Annotated in this window: 18 protein-coding genes; 7 read left to right on the top strand and 11 right to left on the bottom strand. The window is 49.6% G+C overall.

Features of this window, described 5'->3' with window-relative positions; genetic code table 11:
- Window positions 1-39: 39 nt before the first annotated feature.
- Window positions 40-330: a co-chaperone GroES gene (locus T411_RS0108185; RefSeq protein ID WP_001026274.1), complete on the bottom strand. Its 291-nt coding sequence runs from the start codon at window positions 328-330 to the stop codon at window positions 40-42.
- Window positions 331-689: 359 nt separating this feature from the next.
- Between T411_RS0108185 and T411_RS0108180 the strand changes: the two genes are divergently transcribed.
- Window positions 690-1,307: a helix-turn-helix transcriptional regulator gene (locus T411_RS0108180; RefSeq protein WP_000859357.1), complete on the top strand. Its 618-nt coding sequence runs from the start codon at window positions 690-692 to the stop codon at window positions 1,305-1,307.
- A gap of 138 nt (window positions 1,308-1,445) precedes the next feature.
- Window positions 1,446-1,805 carry a DUF3135 domain-containing protein gene (locus T411_RS0108175; RefSeq protein WP_000188676.1) on the top strand — a complete coding sequence of 120 codons (360 nt, stop codon included), beginning with the start codon at window positions 1,446-1,448 and terminating at the stop codon, window positions 1,803-1,805.
- A 126-nt stretch (window positions 1,806-1,931) separates the two neighbouring features.
- Here T411_RS0108175 and T411_RS0108170 read toward each other — a convergent pair whose 3' ends face one another.
- Together T411_RS0108170 and T411_RS0108165 are read right to left on the bottom strand one after the other, a co-directional pair.
- Complete coding sequence (locus tag T411_RS0108170; protein ID WP_000058339.1) at window positions 1,932-2,372, bottom strand: DUF805 domain-containing protein; 441 nt, start codon at window positions 2,370-2,372, stop codon at window positions 1,932-1,934.
- A gap of 19 nt (window positions 2,373-2,391) precedes the next feature.
- Window positions 2,392-2,742, bottom strand: coding sequence for a 5-carboxymethyl-2-hydroxymuconate Delta-isomerase (locus T411_RS0108165; protein WP_001133286.1), 351 nt, complete (start codon window positions 2,740-2,742; stop codon window positions 2,392-2,394).
- A 243-nt stretch (window positions 2,743-2,985) separates the two neighbouring features.
- Here T411_RS0108165 and tpiA point away from each other — a divergent pair, with 243 nt between their 5' ends.
- Together tpiA and T411_RS0108155 are read left to right on the top strand one after the other, a co-directional pair.
- The gene (gene tpiA, locus T411_RS0108160) at window positions 2,986-3,759 is read left to right on the top strand and encodes a triose-phosphate isomerase (RefSeq protein ID WP_001254176.1); all 774 of its coding nucleotides are present in this window, start codon (window positions 2,986-2,988) and stop codon (window positions 3,757-3,759) included.
- A gap of 153 nt (window positions 3,760-3,912) precedes the next feature.
- The gene (locus T411_RS0108155) at window positions 3,913-5,259 is read left to right on the top strand and encodes an MATE family efflux transporter (RefSeq protein WP_002027528.1); all 1,347 of its coding nucleotides are present in this window, start codon (window positions 3,913-3,915) and stop codon (window positions 5,257-5,259) included.
- 86 nt (window positions 5,260-5,345) lie between these two features.
- Here the strand turns inward: T411_RS0108155 and rraA are convergent, their stop codons facing one another.
- From rraA to priA, 7 genes are all read right to left on the bottom strand, one after another.
- The gene (gene rraA, locus T411_RS0108150) at window positions 5,346-5,861 is read right to left on the bottom strand and encodes a ribonuclease E activity regulator RraA (protein WP_000456236.1); all 516 of its coding nucleotides are present in this window, start codon (window positions 5,859-5,861) and stop codon (window positions 5,346-5,348) included.
- Between the two features lie 74 nt (window positions 5,862-5,935).
- Window positions 5,936-6,853 (bottom strand): 1,4-dihydroxy-2-naphthoate polyprenyltransferase, encoded by a 918-nt coding sequence (locus tag T411_RS0108145; RefSeq protein ID WP_001066162.1) that lies wholly within the window; start codon window positions 6,851-6,853, stop codon window positions 5,936-5,938.
- A gap of 103 nt (window positions 6,854-6,956) precedes the next feature.
- The gene (gene hslU, locus T411_RS0108140) at window positions 6,957-8,288 is read right to left on the bottom strand and encodes an ATP-dependent protease ATPase subunit HslU (RefSeq protein WP_001293366.1); all 1,332 of its coding nucleotides are present in this window, start codon (window positions 8,286-8,288) and stop codon (window positions 6,957-6,959) included.
- A 65-nt stretch (window positions 8,289-8,353) separates the two neighbouring features.
- Window positions 8,354-8,911: an ATP-dependent protease subunit HslV gene (gene hslV, locus T411_RS0108135; RefSeq protein WP_000208249.1), complete on the bottom strand. Its 558-nt coding sequence runs from the start codon at window positions 8,909-8,911 to the stop codon at window positions 8,354-8,356.
- 136 nt (window positions 8,912-9,047) lie between these two features.
- Window positions 9,048-9,599: an SPOR domain-containing protein gene (locus tag T411_RS0108130; protein WP_001884022.1), complete on the bottom strand. Its 552-nt coding sequence runs from the start codon at window positions 9,597-9,599 to the stop codon at window positions 9,048-9,050.
- A gap of 171 nt (window positions 9,600-9,770) precedes the next feature.
- Window positions 9,771-10,778 carry a DNA-binding transcriptional regulator CytR gene (gene cytR / locus T411_RS0108125; protein WP_000224452.1) on the bottom strand — a complete coding sequence of 336 codons (1,008 nt, stop codon included), beginning with the start codon at window positions 10,776-10,778 and terminating at the stop codon, window positions 9,771-9,773.
- A gap of 305 nt (window positions 10,779-11,083) precedes the next feature.
- A complete protein-coding gene (gene priA, locus T411_RS0108120; RefSeq protein WP_001247858.1) occupies window positions 11,084-13,288 on the bottom strand; it encodes a primosomal protein N' in 2,205 nt (734 codons plus the stop codon).
- 254 nt (window positions 13,289-13,542) lie between these two features.
- On the opposite strand from priA, the gene rpmE reads away from it, so the two are divergent.
- On the top strand, window positions 13,543-13,761 hold the full coding sequence (gene rpmE / locus T411_RS0108115) for a 50S ribosomal protein L31 (RefSeq protein ID WP_000643446.1): 219 nt from the start codon (window positions 13,543-13,545) through the stop codon (window positions 13,759-13,761).
- A 307-nt stretch (window positions 13,762-14,068) separates the two neighbouring features.
- The gene (locus tag T411_RS0108110; RefSeq protein ID WP_001278588.1) at window positions 14,069-15,346 is read left to right on the top strand and encodes a malic enzyme-like NAD(P)-binding protein; all 1,278 of its coding nucleotides are present in this window, start codon (window positions 14,069-14,071) and stop codon (window positions 15,344-15,346) included.
- A gap of 110 nt (window positions 15,347-15,456) precedes the next feature.
- Here the strand turns inward: T411_RS0108110 and metJ are convergent, their stop codons facing one another.
- The gene (metJ, locus tag T411_RS0108105; protein WP_000796267.1) at window positions 15,457-15,774 is read right to left on the bottom strand and encodes a met regulon transcriptional regulator MetJ; all 318 of its coding nucleotides are present in this window, start codon (window positions 15,772-15,774) and stop codon (window positions 15,457-15,459) included.
- Between the two features lie 267 nt (window positions 15,775-16,041).
- Here metJ and T411_RS0108100 point away from each other — a divergent pair, with 267 nt between their 5' ends.
- Window positions 16,042-17,208: an O-succinylhomoserine (thiol)-lyase gene (locus T411_RS0108100; protein WP_000213241.1), complete on the top strand. Its 1,167-nt coding sequence runs from the start codon at window positions 16,042-16,044 to the stop codon at window positions 17,206-17,208.
- Window positions 17,209-17,213 lie beyond the last annotated feature (5 nt).

Here is a 17,213-nt window from a genome sequence, read left to right as displayed (position 1 = left end):
CTAAATTCAGTTATTGATTTCGTTGGGATTCAGAATCAATTATTCAACGATTGCCAAAATGTCATGTTCAGCCAAGATCAGCACTTCTTTGCCATCGATCTTTTCTGTTTTTGTGCCGTAGCTTTCTGCGAAGATCACGGTGTCGCCTACTTTCACGTCCAAAGGTTGAACTGAACCGTTCTCTAGAATGCGGCCTTTACCAACAGCCAACACTTTACCGCGCGTTGATTTTTCCGCCGCAGAACCAGTTAGAACAATTCCACCAGCAGATTTTGATTCAACTTCTTGGCGTTCAACGATCACTCGGTCATGTAATGGACGAATATTCATCGGTCGTCTCTCCTGATTTAATTTTCCGTATGGTTGATAAAACGCTGATCATCAGCATGTGTCACATATGTGGGGGAACTTGCACCATATCCCAAGGGGGCAAGCGTAAAAAAACGTGATTAATTTAACATTTTCAAACAGCAAATCGCTCTGGGCAGGGTGGCGCTTTCGATCCTGCTGGTGATCAAGGGCAACCCGCTAGCGAGTCCTTAGGTATAGTAAATAGTTTGCTTTATTAAATTCGCATTCCATAATAACGGCAGTATAAAGAGGCACCGATCCAGCAACACCCAAAATGAATGGTGACAGGCACAATGGCTCCGCTTAGAAACCACACCTTGTTAGGAAAATAAGAGACGATGAAAACGGTTGACCGCATTCTTCACACGATCAAACGTGAAGGCACAGTAACCGCCAAACAGTTGGCTGAAGACCTAGGTATCACGACCATGGGCGCTCGTCAGCATTTACAAAGTCTGGAAGAAGAAGGTGTGCTGGCCTTTCATGATGTGAAAGTCAAGGTCGGTCGTCCGACTCGCCATTGGTCTTTAACCGCGAAAGGACACAATCAGTTTGCCGATCGTCATGGTGAGCTGACCATTCAAGTGATTGATGCGGTCGAGCATATTTTTGGTAAAGAAGGACTCGCCAAGGTGGCGGCGGAACGGGAAGCCCAAACCTTTGCTGCCTATCACAACGCCTTAGTGGAGTGCCACTCTCTACAAGAAAAACTCGAAGCTTTGGTTACCCTGCGCGAACAAGAAGGCTATATGGCCGAGTTAGAGTCGACGGCCGACGGCTTTATTTTGATTGAAAACCACTGCCCGATTTGCAAAGCAGCCACCCGCTGTCCCAGCCTGTGCCAATCTGAGTTGAATGTTTTTCGCCGTTTATTGGGCGAAGAATGCCATATCGAACGCCGCGAACACATTGTCGCCGGAGAGCGTCGCTGCACTTACTTTATTGCCGCGCGATAATCTCTCTCATGCTGTTTTTAGCCCTTTTCGTCTTATTTATAAGAAGGGCGATATTCGTTCCGCCGAACTGCGCAAAAATCGCTTAAGCTAGTATTGTTGATAAAAGCATCAGTTTAGCCAAAGGCGGAGGATTGCCACATGACGCCCCCACACTCACCCGAACCTTGTAATCAGGTACTACCACCCTTTGATGAGTTGGTCGCCCTCGCAAAGCACCATCCTGATGCTTTTGATCAGTTTAAGAAGGAGATGTGCGAAGAGATGATCCTCTCTGCCTCGCACGCCATGCAGCAAAGGCTTTGGGCACAGCAGAGCCATATTGATCGCGTGGTGGGTCAATGCAAAAACCCCGTACACGCCAACGTAACCTTAATGCGTGAACTGAGCCAACAAATGGTGCGTTTTCGTAATGCATTAGAGGGCGATTTGCAGCAAGATACCGTCGCGGATGTGGTGCCGTTTCGCCCGAGAATGGTTCAAGACGACGGCTGGCGATAACGCTCTTAGCCGAGATGGAAAAGTGGCAAGAACAATCACCACCGCTAAAAGCGGTGGTTTAGGGATGACAATAAAGAGAGGAGAGAAACCTCCTCTCTTACGCATTTGATACCGCTTATTGCTGGCCTAGCTTTTTTTGATCCACTTCGGCTCGGCGCCAAAACGGTTACTGCCATCCGTGCCAGAAAGAAATCCGCACTCCACCAAAATCCATGCACCACACAGTAAGGCCACAAACGAGATAAGTGTTTCCAGCATGCCGGGTTGGGTATTCACGGCCAATTCTCCTGCCGGAATCGTCATGCGGCCAATCACAAGCGGCACATTGAGTAGCAACCACCAGCTTGATTTGTCACGATCATGCCAACGCTTAGCGGTAATCGCCAAATCTGGCACTAAGACTACCAGCAGAAAAACCGGCAAGATCAGGTGCGCAACATCGGGAAATAGCAGATTCGATCCCATTGCAAAACCGGCAATCATGGCGTAGTAGCAAATATTCCACAGCCAGAAAGCTTGGCGACCAATACGCCCCTGAAAAGAAAACAACAGTGTTTGTAACGACATGACTTTTACCTAAACAAGGTCATCGATTGATGACTTTTTGAAAGCAGTCTGTATCCATATCTCGAATATTAATGGTCAAACTGCGCACATGGCTGGCTTTCGCCGCCAGAATCTCCATCAGCTTACGCGATAGCTCTCGCTTTTGCTCAGGACTGCGTCCTGCCAGCAACTCAAAACTGAGGTGAATAAAATCAACGCTGTCGCCTTCATCCCCAATCAACCAATGGTGGCAGCGCAGCGCGCGAGATTTTACCGAACTTATTTCAAACAGTCCTGAATCAATAGCGGCTCGATGCAAATCTTCCAGCAATCCTTGCACATTGATGCGTTCATCGACTGAGTTTGAGTATTCCATGACTAAGTTTGGCATTCGGTTTTCCTTGCTAACGGTGGATAAAAATCGTTCTGTCCTAGAGAGAGGGATAGTAATAACAAGTTCAACCTAAAAAACCGAGCCACTACCGAATAATCTGTCACTCAGATCACTCGATTGCTGATTTGTCGCGTCGATGAGATCCCATAAAGACATGATACGAGTCATGATCTGACGAATTTATTCTGCTATAGTCCTGCGAGTTTATTTTTTACATTGATTAGATATGGAGATATTCCTATGCGTCGTCCTGTTGTGATGGGTAACTGGAAACTGAATGGCAGCAAAGCTATGGTCACTGACCTGCTAAACGGTTTGAATGCAGAACTTGAAGGTGTTGAAGGTGTTGATGTTGTCGTTGCGCCACCAGCAATGTATTTGGATCTGGCTGAGCGCCTGATCAAAGAAGGCGGCAACAAGCTGATCCTGGGTGCACAAAACACCGATACTCACAACAGTGGTGCGTACACAGGTGATATGTCTCCTGCGATGCTGAAAGATTTCGGTGCTTCGCACATCATCATCGGTCACTCTGAGCGTCGTGATTACCACAAAGAATCAGATGAGTTCGTCGCTAAGAAATTTGCGTTCCTGAAAGAAAACGGCCTAACGCCAGTCTTCTGTATCGGTGAAACTGAAGCGCAAAACGAAGCGGGCGAAACAGAAGCGGTATGTGCTCGCCAAATCAACGCAGTGATCGATGCTTACGGCGTTGAAGCACTGAACGGCGCGATCATCGCTTACGAACCAATCTGGGCAATCGGTACGGGTAAAGCCGCGACAGCAGATGATGCACAGCGTATCCACGCGTCAATCCGTGCACTGATCGCTGCGAAAGATGCTGCAGTGGCTGAGCAAGTGATCATCCAGTACGGCGGTTCCGTAAAACCAGAAAACGCAGCGTCTTACTTTGCACAACCAGACATCGATGGTGCGCTGGTTGGCGGTGCATCACTGGATGCGAAAGGCTTTGCCGCGATCGCCAAAGCCGCAGCAGAAGCGAAAAAAGCGTAATTTGCGATTCTCGCCACTGATCGTTCAAGGCCAGCATAATGCTGGCCTTGTTGTTTTTAGCCCCTCGCAATTTACTCCCTAGGCTCCCTTCCCTAGTCCCTGTTTTTAAGTTCAGGTATGCTAGGCACCTTGTTTTCCTTCGTTGCCCAGCTTATGCACGATAAACACGGCCTGCTTTCTGCCCCCATCCCCCTCGTTTTACGGCAAATGACCGTACCGATGATTTTCGGTTTGGTGGCCATTTTGATGTTCAACCTTGTCGATACTTTCTTTATTTCCTTACTAGGTACACAGGCGCTGGCGGCAATCAGTTATACCTTTCCGGTCACCTTTGCGGTCAACTGTATTACCATGGGCATTGGGGTTGGGTTATCCACTTGCATAGGGCGCTTGCTCGGACAAGGTGATGGACGACAAGCCGCGCGCGTGTCTAGTCATGGGTTACTGCTCGCCTTATTGCTAGTGGCCGCAGCTTCAACACTCGGTTTATTGACCATAGAACCGCTGTTTTTGCTGCTTGGTGCCAGCCATGAGCTGATCCCTCTTATCAAAGAGTACATGGTGGTGTGGTACCTCACGATTCCCCTGCTCGTGCTACCTATGGCCGGTAACAGCGCGATTCGCGCCACTGGCGATACCAAAACACCCGCCAAAATTATGATGCTGGCGGGGCTGATTAACGGCGCGCTCGACCCACTGCTGATTTTTGGCTACGGCCCATTTCCTGAACTCGGCATCCAAGGTGCTGCGATTGCTAGCGCTTTCTCTTGGTTGGGGGCATTAATCGGCTCACTCTATTTGCTGATCAAGCGTGAAAAACTGCTCGCCATACCATCGCTGCCTCATCTGCGCGATGACTGGCAACAGATTTTAAAAATCGGCACTCCGGCTGCGCTTTCTACCGCAATGAACCCAATTTCTGGCGCACTGCTGATGATCATGCTCTCAAGCCACGGCACTGCAGCGGTGGCCGCGTATGGTGCGGCGCAGCGCATTGAGTCGATTCTGATTTTGGTACTGATGTCGCTCACGTCTGCCCTCACCCCCTTTATGGCGCAAAATCTTGGGGCGCAAAATCCTGCACGCAGCTTTGCCGGACTCTTTCTGAGTCTACGCTTTTCTCTGCTGTTTCAACTTATGGTGTTTATCATGATGGTACCGCTGAGTATTCCACTGGCGGCGCTGTTTTCTCAAGAGCAAGCCGTGCGCGATCTGCTGTGGCACTATTTGTTAGTCGTGCCGGTCAGCTACGGCTTCCAAGGCGTGGTGATGATGTTGGTTTCCGCCCTCAACGCCTTACATCAACCACTCAAGGCTTTTCAATGGAGCTTTATGCGCCTGTTTGTGTTCACCCTACCCGCAGCTTGGATTGGCGGCAGACTGTACAACATTGAAGGGTTATTTATCGGTATTGCGGTGGGGAACATACTGGGCGGATTATTGGGTTATCTCTATGCGCTCAGATTGCGGCGTCAAACCCTTACGCCTGATTTGGATTAAGCTCGTTACAAGCCAATAGAGAATGCATGAAAAAAGCCGATATCAACGACATCGGCTTTTTCAATTCTTAGAGTGCGAGAGCTCGCTTACAGCAACTCATCTTCCTCTTCTTCGCCCAGATCCGCGCTCAGCGGCTCTTGCGAGATGATGATGCCAGTATTGTCGGCATACAGATAATCTTCTGGTAGGAAGGTGACGCCGCCAAAGTTGACTGGAATGTCCACTTCACCGATGCCTTGCGAGGTTGCGCCGACAGGAATAGAAGCAATCGCCTGAATACCGATGCTCATCTCTTCCAATTCATCCACTTCACGGACACTGCCATACACCACAATGCCTTCCCACTCATTTTCTTCCGCTAGAGCCGCCAATTCTGCATCAATTAATGCACGGCGCAGCGAGCCGCCACCGTCAATCAGCAAAATACGGCCAAGACCATCTTGCTCAAGGGTTTCACGGATCAAGCCATTATCTTCATAGCACTTAATCGTGGTGATTTGACCGGCAAACGAAGCACAGCCACCAAAGTTGCTGAACATAGGCTCCACGACATCGACTTGGTCGAGATAGATATCACACAGCGCAGAAGTATTGTATTCCATAGCTTTGTTCTCTTAGCGAAAGTCTTCCAACGAGTATATAGAGTGATTGAGTCATTGCAATGACAGAGTGCAAATTAACTTGTCAGAGTTTGGGCAATGATCACTCCAACAAACAAAAGGTTGGTGATCACCGACGTTTTCACCACCACGGGCATCATGGGGGCAATTTGCGCGGGTTGCTCGGTAAACCAGACGGCTCGACCGTGACGAGTCACCACCGACAAACAGAGCAAAAAGGGCAAGCTGATCCACAGTGGTTTGTCTTGTAAAACGAGGTAACCTGCAAACGCGGCAACGGCACCAAACAACAAAGCAAAGTGATACTGCTTCGCACGCACTTGTCCCAAGCGCACCGCCACAGTGCGTTTGCCACACTGCGCATCGTTTTCAATATCGCGCATATTGTTGACATTCAGTACCGCCACCGCCAGTAAACCGCAGCCTAAAGACGGTAATAACAAGCTCCATTCGATATAGCCAGTGTGTAAGAAAAAACTGCCGGAGACGCCAAGCAAGCCAAAAAATAGGAATACCGATAGATCGCCAAGCCCGACATAGCCATAAGGTTTATTCCCGACGGTATAAGCAATCGCCGCTAAAATCGCCAATACGCCTAAGCCAATAAATATCAAGATATTTTGCAGGTTATCAAAGGCATACAGCACCAATGCCAAGCCTGACACCATGGTCAGAATAACATTGATCGCCATGGCGCGTTTCATATCACTTAAGCTCACCGCCCCCGATTGAATGGCGCGCATCGGTCCTAAACGAGCATGGTTGTCGGTGCCTTTCACCGCATCGCCATAATCATTGGCAAGATTGGACAGAATTTGCAGCAAAGTCGCGGTCAGCAGAGCTAACACCGCGATCAGCCAGTGAAAATTTCCCGCAGAGAAGGCTAATGCACTCCCGGTTAAAATGGAGATCAGCGCCAGAGGCAAGGTTTTCGGACGCGCGGCATCCAACCAAATTTGCACAGAGTTATTCATGATAATGAGAGTACGATCAACATGGCGTCAGTATACGCGCAAATCACCCAGATAAAAAAGCCCACCAAATTCGGGTGGGCTTTCACTTCAAAAATTAAGCAGTCTAGAGAATGAAACGGCTGAGATCTTCGTCTTCGACCAGCTCACCCAAACGCGCTTTCACGTAAGCAGCATCGATCACGAAGGCTTGGCCGGCTTTTTCTGTTGCATCAAAGGAGATTTCATCCATTAAACGCTCCAGCACAGTATGCAGACGTCGCGCACCAATATTTTCGGTGGTTTCGTTAACTTGCCATGCCGCATCCGCAATCTGCTTGATACCATCTTCGGTAAACTGCACATCCACCTGTTCGGTTTTCATCAGCGCAACATATTGCTCGGTGAGTGATGCTTTCGGCTCAGTCAGAATGCGTTTGAAGTCGTTGCTCGACAGGGCTTCCAACTCAACACGGATGGGCAAACGGCCTTGCAGCTCTGGGATCAAATCTGACGGTTTTGCTACTTGGAACGCGCCTGAGGCAATAAACAGGATGTGATCCGTTCGCACCATGCCATGCTTGGTGGATACCGTACTGCCTTCAATCAAAGGCAGCAGATCGCGCTGCACCCCTTCACGAGAAACATCGGGACCCGAGACTTCTCCACGCTTACAGATTTTGTCGATTTCATCGATAAACACGATGCCGTTATTTTCGACATTGTAAATCGCCTGCTCTTTCAGCTCTTCTTGATTGACTAGCTTAGCGGCTTCTTCTTCCACCAAGGCTTTCAGCGCATCTTTAATCTTCATTTTGCGCTTTTTCTTGGTGTCGCCCGCGAGGTTTTGGAACAGTCCCTGCAGTTGGTTGGTCATCTCTTCCATGCCTGGAGGTGCCATGATTTCCACGCCCATCTGCGGTACAGCGACGTTAATTTCAATCTCTTTGTCGTTCAGTTGCCCTTCACGCAACTTTTTACGAAATACTTGGCGGGTGCTGGAGTTCTCCTCTTTTTGCTCTGCTTGTCCCCACGCATCGCGTGGTGGAGGCAGCAGCGCATCCAATACGCGCTCTTCCGCTAACTCTTCAGCGCGGAATTTTACTTTCTCCATCGCTTGCTGATGCGTCAGCTTCACCGCAACATCAGTCAGATCGCGGATGATCGATTCCACTTCCTTACCGACATAGCCCACTTCGGTGAATTTGGTCGCTTCAACCTTGATGAAAGGCGCGTTCGCAAGCTTGGCTAAACGGCGAGCAATTTCAGTTTTGCCGACACCGGTTGGGCCAATCATCAGAATATTTTTCGGGGTCACTTCAACACGCAAGCTCTCTTCAAGCTGCATACGACGCCAACGGTTACGCAGTGCAATCGCTACGGCACGTTTGGCTTTATCTTGACCTATGATGTGGCGATTGAGCTCGCTCACTATTTCGCGGGGAGTCATTTCAGACATGATTCAAATCCTTCACTCAGCTTTTCGGGCACTATCTTGTGGTTATTTGCCGGAGACTTATTGATCTACGCAGATGCGCCTTGTGGCAACATCGCCTGCGGAATTTCGAGTTCTTCGATAGTGTGATGGTGGTTAGTAAACACGCAGATATCGCCCGCGATATTTAAGGCTTTTTCGGCGATCGTGCGTGCATCAAGCTCGGTGTTTTCTAACAGAGCAATAGCAGCCGCTTGTGCATAGTTGCCACCAGAACCGATCGCAATCAGATCGTGTTCAGGCTGCAGCACATCACCATTACCGGTAATGATCAGCGATGCGGTTTCATCGGCGACCGCCAAAATGGCTTCCAAACGGCGCAGCGCGCGATCGCTTCGCCAATCTTTGGCTAGCTCAACCGCCGCTTTGGTCAGGTGACCTTGGTGCATCTGCAACTTACTTTCAAAGCGCTCAAACAGGGTAAATGCATCAGCGGTTCCACCAGCAAAGCCTGCCAGTACCTTGTTGTTATAAAGGCGGCGCACTTTACGTGCATTGCCTTTCATCACGGTATTGCCTAGCGATACCTGCCCGTCACCAGCGATGACAACTTTATTATTACGACGCACTGATACGATAGTAGTCACAAGAGGCCTCTTTAATTTTTATCGGAGAGTTACCCGCTTATATGCGGCTACCGGAAAACAATTTCAAGCCAAGCGAGAGAAGTTGACCGAATGCCAACAAAAAAGCCTGATCAACATCAGGCTTTTGGGGAGTCGCTTACTGCTTTTCAGCCCAGATAGCGCAGGGCTCGATTTTTGCGCGTTGCAGTTTGTGCTTATCGCGCTCAGCATCGCGCTTAAATTTGTAAGGTCCGAGGACGACACGATACCAACTGCTGTCCGCTTTCTTACGGATATGGCTGCTGATGCCTTGGAAAGCGATATCCAGCTTACGCGCTTCGGCTTGTTCTGCGGTTTTATACGCACCACACTGCATCACGTAAGGGATATCCGACACTTCCTGCTCTTTGGCCACGACTTCAATTTCGCGATTGGGCAAGGTGTCTACGTAGTCCCACTTTTCCGTTGGCGGGGGCGGTAGCGTTTCTGTCGGCTTAGGTTTACTGCTCGATGTCGATGATGACGTCGACACCTGAGTGTTGACTTTAGGTTCCGGGTCGTTGCTGAGCAAATACAAGCCATAACCAAAGCCCGCGATGAGTACTAAAGCGACTAAACCACTACGCCATGGTTTACGGCGCGGCGCTGCTTTTCTACGGGTCGGCTTCTTCGGACTACGACCGCCTCTTACATAATCTCTATTAGCCACGTTGTTGTTCGGAAATTAACAAAATTGTCCACATGTTAATGCAGATCGCTGCCAGATAACAGAGTTACGCCCAAACAACTGGCCTTATCGCCGATCTCAGCGCTGCGACAGGAACGAAAAAAGGAACCGAGTTCAAACCTTTCAAGCATGAAACTCGGTTTCGAAGGTGGGTTACTTCTTGCTTGGCGGCGCAGCACTCTCACGCACGACCAGCTTGGTCTCCAAAAGACGCGATCCAGCACGTACATCGTGTCCGCGAAGCAGCTCAAGCATCATCAGCATGGCTTGACGGCCAATCTCATAACGCGGCTGCGAAATGGTGGTTAATGGGGGATCGCAGTACTGGGCAAACTGAATATCGTCAAAACCGACCACAGAGAGATCTTGCGGTACGCGCAAGCCAAGTCGCTTCGCTTCCTGAATTGCGCCAATCGCCATCGTATCGTTATGACAGAAAATCGCGGTCGGCTGCTCAGGCAATGCCAACAGCTGACGCACCGCTTTTGCCCCGGCTTCAAAAGTGAAATCGCCAAAAGTGCAGTAAGTCGGGTTCATGGTGATGCCAGCACGACGCAACGCCTGTTGATAGCCTTGATGACGGAATTGGCACAGCGCAGCATGTTGTGGACCTGAGATCTGCGCAATCCGTTTGTGCCCAAGCTGAGTGAGATAGTTTACCGCCTCAAATGCCGAGGTCAGGTTATCAATGTGTACCGTTGGCAATTCCAGCTCTGGCGCAAATTCACACGCCATCACCATAGGCGGTAGGTTTTTCTGCTCAGGTTTACTCACATCAAACGGCAAATCTGTCCCCAGCAGCAACATACCGTCTGCCTGTTTGGTAAACACCAGATTAACGAACGAGTTCTCCCGACGCTTCTGTTGACCACTATCCCCCAACAGCACCAGATAACCGTGCTCCATCGCGGCATCTTCAATACCGCGAATGATCTCAGAAAAGTAGGGATCACAGATATCTGGCACGATAGCAACGATGGTTTTCGATTCATTACGGCGCAAATTGCGCGCCAAAGAATTGGGTGAGTAACCCGCTTCCAGCACGGCCTCTTCCACTCGTTTACGAGTGGACGACGAGACTTTCTCTGGATTCATCAACGCACGAGACACGGTCGCGGTTGAAACTCCAGCAAGCTGGGCAACATCCTTCATTGTCGCCATGTATTTTTACCCTCTTTTCTCTATCGAGTGATGTTGAGCATCACACTCATGATGACTGATCTTGTAAGACTTAACCTGCAATCAGTAAATCTTGTTCATGCTAGAAATCATGGCCATAACCATGACGTTGGGCTTAACGAAAACGATTCACTGAGTGGATTTTACCGATAGTCTAAGGGATTCAGAACAGAAAGTTACGGCGAGATTAACAAATTTTGCATAGTCACTGTGATTTTCATCACGATAATAAGCATTAATTTGCTGACAAAATTAACACACATCAGCGTTATAAAACGCGATGTGAATTAGCTCAAATCTTGCGGATCAATATCGATCGACCAGCGCACCTTGCTCGCCAGCGGTAATTGTTGCAGTGCTGGACGTGCGCTTTGCAAAATCTTCTGCATCAGGGTGCGATTCGGCGTTTGTAGTAAAAGCTGCCAACGGAATTTTCCCGCTCGTTTCGCGAGTGGCGCAGGCGTTGGCCCGAGCACCATACATTCGCTATCAAACCAAGGATTGCAGCGCAAGGTTTCGCGCACTTGACGCAAAAAATCTTCCACTTGAGCGGTGTGATTGGCTTCAGCTCGAAATAAGCTCAAGAAAGAATAAGGGGGCAACTGCGCCAGCTTACGCTCTTCCAACGCCGTCAGGGCAAAATGGTGGTAATCCTTATGCAGCAAGGCTTGTAGCAAACTGTGTTCGGGATGATGCGTTTGTAGCACCACTTCGCCCGGCTTGCTGGCACGCCCTGCCCGCCCTGCGACTTGAATAAAGAGCTGAGCCAAACGCTCAGAAGCGCGAAAATCACTGCTGTACAATGAGCCATCGACATCCAACAACGCGACCAAGGTAACATCGGGGAAGTGATGTCCTTTGGCGAGCATTTGCGTACCAATCAAAATCTGATATTCGCCTTTGCGAATCGCGGTTAACGCCGATTCCAAACTGCCTTTACGCCGCGTGCTATCTCGATCAATCCGCACTGAACGATACTCAGGGAATAGAGTGTGTAATTGCGCTTCAAGCTGTTCCGTACCAACGCCGACAGTAACCAGTTGAGTCGAGCCGCACCCTTTGCATTGATGGAGAACAGGACGCTGTGAACCACAATGGTGGCAGCGCATCTCATTGCTGTGTTGATGGTAGGTGTAATAGGCATCACAGCGCTGGCACTCCGCAATCCAGCCGCATTCATGGCACATCAAGGCCGGAGAAAAACCGCGGCGGTTTAAAAACAGCATCACCTGATTGCCCGCCGACAAATGGCGGCGCATTTCCGCAATCAAAGGCGCAGACAGACCACTTTCCAGATAGAGCCCTTTCACATCCAACGCGTGGTTACGTGTGGGTAGTGCATTACCAGCACGCTGCGTCAGTTGCAAGTGATGGTATTTACCACTGAGCGCATTATGCAACGTTTCCAAGGCTGGCGTCGCCGAGCCAAGCACAATCGGAATATTCTCCAGATGCGCGCGCATCACAGCCACATCGCGGGCGTGATAACGCAGGCTATCTTGCTGCTTGTAAGAACTATCATGTTCTTCATCAACAATAATAATGCCCAATTTGGCAAAGGGTGTGAGCAGCGCCGAGCGCGTACCAATCACAATCCCCGCCACTTTATCGCGCGCCGCCAGCCAAGCGTTGAGGCGTTCAGTATCGTTGAGCGCCGAGTGCATGACTTCGACGGGGACATTAAAACGTTGGCGAAACCGGTTGATGGTTTGTGGGGTTAAACCAATTTCCGGCACCAACACCAAGGCTTGTTCACCACGCGCCAATACCGGTGTGATGAGGTTAAGATACACCTCTGTTTTGCCTGAGCCCGTTACCCCTTCTAATAAAAAGCAGCCGAAACCTTGCTGGCTATTCACCGCCGCAATCGCGATCGCCTGCTCTTGATTAAGCCTAGGTTTATCGACTTTAGCTTCCAGCTCTTGCGGCCAAGGACGCGCCACAGGTTTACGCTCTTCACACTCAATCCACCCTTTTTCGACCAAGGCTTTGAGGGTCGTGCTGCTCACCTCTTCATCAAGCAAAGTTTGGTGCGATAAAGCGCCGTGCTGCAACAAATGGAGAACTTGCGCTTGTTTTACCGCGCCACGCTTCACCCCTTGCATCAGTTGCTCTTGACCAAGCGCGGTCAAACGCCACTCTTTATGGCTAGTCAGCTCTGCCGCTTTGCCTTTGCGCAGTGCGCCGGGCAAGGCATTCGCGTACGTTTCACCGAGCGGATAATGATAAAACTGGCTACACCAGTGCAGCAGAGACTGCAGTTTATCTGGCCACACGGGCGCGTCATCCAAAACGGCTTGCACGGATTTCAGTTGTTCGATAGGAAAATCGGATTGATGTGTCAGCGACTGGACAATACCGACCAAGGTTTGTCGCCCAAAAGGCACTTGCACACGACCGCCCAGCACTGGAAATAGATGAGCTGGGATCAGATAGTCGAAAGACTTATCCAGAGGTACAGGTAGGCAAACTCGGGCAATGGAGGGTCGCATCAGGGTCCAAAACAGGGAAAAATCAAACGGATCACAGTCTACTGGAAGCTTGACAGAAATTCGACCCGCGCTTTTGGTGAAATAATCGGCGCGATCGGTTGATCCGAAACTCGAGATTCATTAATATATCGCGCCTTACGGCATCCTAGAGGGTTGACCTCTCTGGATATGCAAACTCGTTATTTTTAACACTACGTGTGGTGTCCGACGACAATCGATTCGGATGGCGACACGGCCTAAATTGAGGTTATCCCATGAAAGCTGGTATCCACCCAGAATACAAAGCAGTAAACGCAACTTGTTCTTGCGGCAACTCTTTCGTTTTCAACTCTACTCTAGGTAAAGACACAATGCACCTAGACGTATGTGACAAGTGCCACCCATTCTACTCTGGTAAGCAACGTATCGTTGACACCGGTGGTCGTGTTGAGCGCTTCAACAAGCGTTTCGGCGCACTGTCTGCGAAGAAGTAATTTCTGCTTTACGCTAGATTTTGAAAAAGGACGCTTCGGCGTCCTTTTTTCATAGCTTAAGCCCCGCCACCACTATCTCATCTCGCTTTCAGCTAGAATGAATTGGACACTCACTTATCTGCATATAAAACCCTTTGAATTGGCATATTCTGGCTATTTCTTCTCCGCGATTCACATTTTCACTGGTCTTATCAGCAAGATCTTCGCTTTTTTTGTACGCTTTGCTCAGTGTCTAACCTAGGCAGTTTGCAATAGTTACTTTAAAATTTGCGACCTCCCCCATAAATAACAATAAGAGAACAGCCCTATGTCCGATGACAATCGCCTCAACCCAACACCTGAAGAACAATTTCGCCAACGCGCTCTGGATTACCATGCTTACCCAACCGCGGGCAAAATTGGTATTGCACTGACCAAGCCAGCCGATTCTGCTGCCGATCTCGCTCTGGCTTATAGCCCAGGTGTAGCTGAGCCAGTGCGTGAAATCGCGCAAAACGTTGACAATGTGTATAAGTACACCGCGAAAGGCAACACGGTGGCCGTGATCTCTAACGGCACCGCAATTTTAGGATTGGGAAATTTAGGCCCGATGGCCTCTAAGCCTGTCATGGAAGGTAAGGCACTGCTGTTTAAACGCTTCGCAGGATTGGATTCGATTGATATTGAAGTAAAACACCGCACGATCGACGAATTTATCGATACTGTCGCTAACATTGCTGATACTTTCGGCGGTATCAACTTAGAAGATATCAAAGCCCCAGACTGCTTTGAAATTGAGCGCCGCCTGATTGAGCGTTGTGATGTCCCTGTATTCCACGATGACCAACACGGTACTGCGATTGTCACCGCGGCTGGTATGCTTAATGCGCTTGAGTTGCAAGGTAAACAACTGAAAGACTGTATTATCGTCTGCCTTGGTGCGGGTGCCGCAGCAGTGGCGTGTATGGAGCTACTGATCAAATGCGGGGCAATGCGTGAGAAAATCTACATGCTGGATCGCAAAGGCGTGATCCACACTCGCCGTGATGATCTCAATGAATACAAAGCACTGTTTGCCAACAACACCGACAAGCGTACGTTGGAAGATGTGATTGCGGGAGCGGATCTGTTCCTCGGCGTTTCTGGCCCTAACTTGCTGCCAGCGGATGCCCTTAAGCTGATGGCCGACAAGCCTGTGGTGTTTGCCTGCTCCAACCCAGATCCTGAAATCAAGCCAGAAATTGCTCATCAAGTGCGTAACGACATGATCATGGGGACTGGTCGCAGCGACTATCCAAACCAAGTTAACAACGTGCTCTGTTTCCCGTTCATTTTCCGTGGAGCACTCGATGTGCGCGCGAGTGAAATCAATGACCAGATGAAACTGGCTGCAGTAGAGGCGATTCGCCAACTGGCGAAAGAGCCTGTGCCAGCCGAAGTGCTGGCAGCTGCTGGAGTGGATAAGCTCAGTTTCGGTATTGATTACATCATTCCAAAACCGATGGACCCTCGCCTATTGCCACGCGTAGCACGCGCCGTCGCGGAAGCGGCAGTGGAATCAGGTGTTGCTCGTATCCCAATGCCAGAAAACTACATGCAGGCTTAATCTGCTTGTTTATTTGGATAAAAAGTCGATAAAAAAGCCCCTCAGTTATATGAGGGGCTTTTTTATAAGCAAGGATTTGTTCAATGACCCCGTATCACTCACGCCAATCGTTACTCATCGTAAGATTCGAACTCAATCCCCATTTCGGTCATCAAACGTTTGGCTTCGGCAGGAATATCATCAGGGCGATCTTTACGTAGGTCTTCGTCCGTCGGCAGCGGCTGGCCAGTATAAGCATGCAAGAAGGCTTCGCACAGCAATTCACTGTTGGTTGCGTGACGTAAGTTATTGACTTGACGGCGTGTTCTCTCATCCGTTAGCACTTTGAGAACTTTCAGCGGAATGGATACCGTGATTTTTTTTACCAACTCGCTCTTTTTCCCATGCTCTGCATAGGGGCTGATGTATTCGCCATTCCAGTCTGCCATTGCGCACCTTCGTTATTGTGGTTCGAATCGAAATTTCAAAGGCCCTAATTTTAGCGGGATTTACCGCCATAAGCAAAGACATGTAGACGTCTAGAAGTGTTGACGTCTTTATTTAACATCAGTAAAGTGTCGAGTAATTTATGGGCAACGGATAAACCTCATCCCCCAGTTAGGGAAAGTTGCGATACGACAACCGACACTGCAGCTTAAAGCAGGAAAGGTATATGATGAAGCCCTCTAGGACAGAATAGCCAGCAAGGAAACTCCATGACCACACGCAAGCCAGCCACCATTGCGGTTCGTACCGGTATTGAATCGGACACTCAATACCATGCCGTTGTGCCCCCCATTTATCTTTCGACCAACTATGGTTTTCCCGCGTTTGGCGAAGTACCTAAATACGATTACACCCGTTCAGGCAACCCAAACCGAGGACTTTTAGAACAAACCTTATATGAGCTTGAATGTGGAGAAGGTGCCGTAGTGACCAACTGTGGCACTTCTGCCATCAATTTATGGGTCACAGCCTTGTTAGGCCCTGATGATCTGATTGTCGCGCCGCATGACTGCTATGGCGGCACTTATCGCTTGCTCAACACTCGCGCTAAAAAAGGCGATTTCAAAGTGCAGTTTGTGGATCAATCCAACGCAGCCGCACTCACCCAAGCTTTAGCCCGCAAGCCCAAACTGTTGCTGATTGAAACCCCCTCCAACCCTTTAGTGCGTGTGGTGGATATTGCTCATCTTTGCCAGTTAGCGAAAGCGCAAGGCACTTTGGTGGCAGTCGATAACACCTTCTTAACCCCGGTATTCCAAAAACCGCTCACCTTAGGCGCGGATTTTGTGCTGCACTCCACCACCAAATACATTAATGGTCACTCGGATGTGATTGGCGGCGTGTTGATCTGTAAACACAAGCAACATGCCGAAGAGTTGGCTTGGTGGGGCAACTGTTTAGGGTCAACCGGCACTCCATTTGATAGCTACATGACCTTGCGTGGCATTCGCACGCTGGGCGCGCGGATGCGCGTGCATGAAGAGAGTGCGCAACAGATTTTGGCTTATCTGCAGACTCAATCTTTGGTTAGCAAAATTTATCATCCAAGTCTGCCCGACCATCCGGGGCATGAGATTGCCAAAAAACAGCAATCTGGCTTTGGCGCTATGCTCAGTTTCGAGTTTGCCGGCAGTTTTGAGCAGCTGAAATTCTTTGTGGGTAAGTTGGCGCTGTTTTCACTGGCGGAGTCACTTGGCGGGGTAGAAAGTCTTATTTGCCATCCTGCGTCTATGACTCATCGTGCAATGGGCGAAGAAGCCTTAGCTGAAGCGGGAATTTCCCAGCAGTTGCTGCGTCTTTCCGTCGGTCTTGAAGATGCCTCTGATCTGATTGCCGATCTTGACCAAGCCTTTTTGCACACTCTTGCCGCGAATTAAGGAGA

Source organism: Vibrio cholerae ATCC 14035 (assembly GCF_000621645.1).
GTDB classification, from domain to species: Bacteria; Pseudomonadota; Gammaproteobacteria; order Enterobacterales; family Vibrionaceae; genus Vibrio; species Vibrio cholerae.
This window is presented reverse-complemented; position numbering and strand designations above follow the sequence as displayed.

Excerpts from the sequence above, each read along its gene's own strand:
- T411_RS0108185 (WP_001026274.1), bottom strand. The coding sequence starts at position 330 with ATGAATATTCGTCCATTACATGACCGAGTGATCGTTGAACGCCAAGAA.
- T411_RS0108180 (WP_000859357.1), top strand. The coding sequence starts at position 690 with ATGAAAACGGTTGACCGCATTCTTCACACGATCAAACGTGAAGGCACA.
- T411_RS0108175 (WP_000188676.1), top strand. The coding sequence starts at position 1,446 with ATGACGCCCCCACACTCACCCGAACCTTGTAATCAGGTACTACCACCC.
- T411_RS0108170 (WP_000058339.1), bottom strand. The coding sequence starts at position 2,372 with ATGTCGTTACAAACACTGTTGTTTTCTTTTCAGGGGCGTATTGGTCGC.
- T411_RS0108165 (WP_001133286.1), bottom strand. The coding sequence starts at position 2,742 with ATGCCAAACTTAGTCATGGAATACTCAAACTCAGTCGATGAACGCATC.
- tpiA (WP_001254176.1), top strand. The coding sequence starts at position 2,986 with ATGCGTCGTCCTGTTGTGATGGGTAACTGGAAACTGAATGGCAGCAAA.
- T411_RS0108155 (WP_002027528.1), top strand. The coding sequence starts at position 3,913 with ATGCACGATAAACACGGCCTGCTTTCTGCCCCCATCCCCCTCGTTTTA.
- rraA (WP_000456236.1), bottom strand. The coding sequence starts at position 5,861 with ATGGAATACAATACTTCTGCGCTGTGTGATATCTATCTCGACCAAGTC.
- T411_RS0108145 (WP_001066162.1), bottom strand. The coding sequence starts at position 6,853 with ATGAATAACTCTGTGCAAATTTGGTTGGATGCCGCGCGTCCGAAAACC.
- hslU (WP_001293366.1), bottom strand. The coding sequence starts at position 8,288 with ATGTCTGAAATGACTCCCCGCGAAATAGTGAGCGAGCTCAATCGCCAC.
- cytR (WP_000224452.1), bottom strand. The coding sequence starts at position 10,778 with ATGGCGACAATGAAGGATGTTGCCCAGCTTGCTGGAGTTTCAACCGCG.
- priA (WP_001247858.1), bottom strand. The coding sequence starts at position 13,288 with ATGCGACCCTCCATTGCCCGAGTTTGCCTACCTGTACCTCTGGATAAG.
- rpmE (WP_000643446.1), top strand. The coding sequence starts at position 13,543 with ATGAAAGCTGGTATCCACCCAGAATACAAAGCAGTAAACGCAACTTGT.
- T411_RS0108110 (WP_001278588.1), top strand. The coding sequence starts at position 14,069 with ATGTCCGATGACAATCGCCTCAACCCAACACCTGAAGAACAATTTCGC.
- metJ (WP_000796267.1), bottom strand. The coding sequence starts at position 15,774 with ATGGCAGACTGGAATGGCGAATACATCAGCCCCTATGCAGAGCATGGG.
- T411_RS0108100 (WP_000213241.1), top strand. The coding sequence starts at position 16,042 with ATGACCACACGCAAGCCAGCCACCATTGCGGTTCGTACCGGTATTGAA.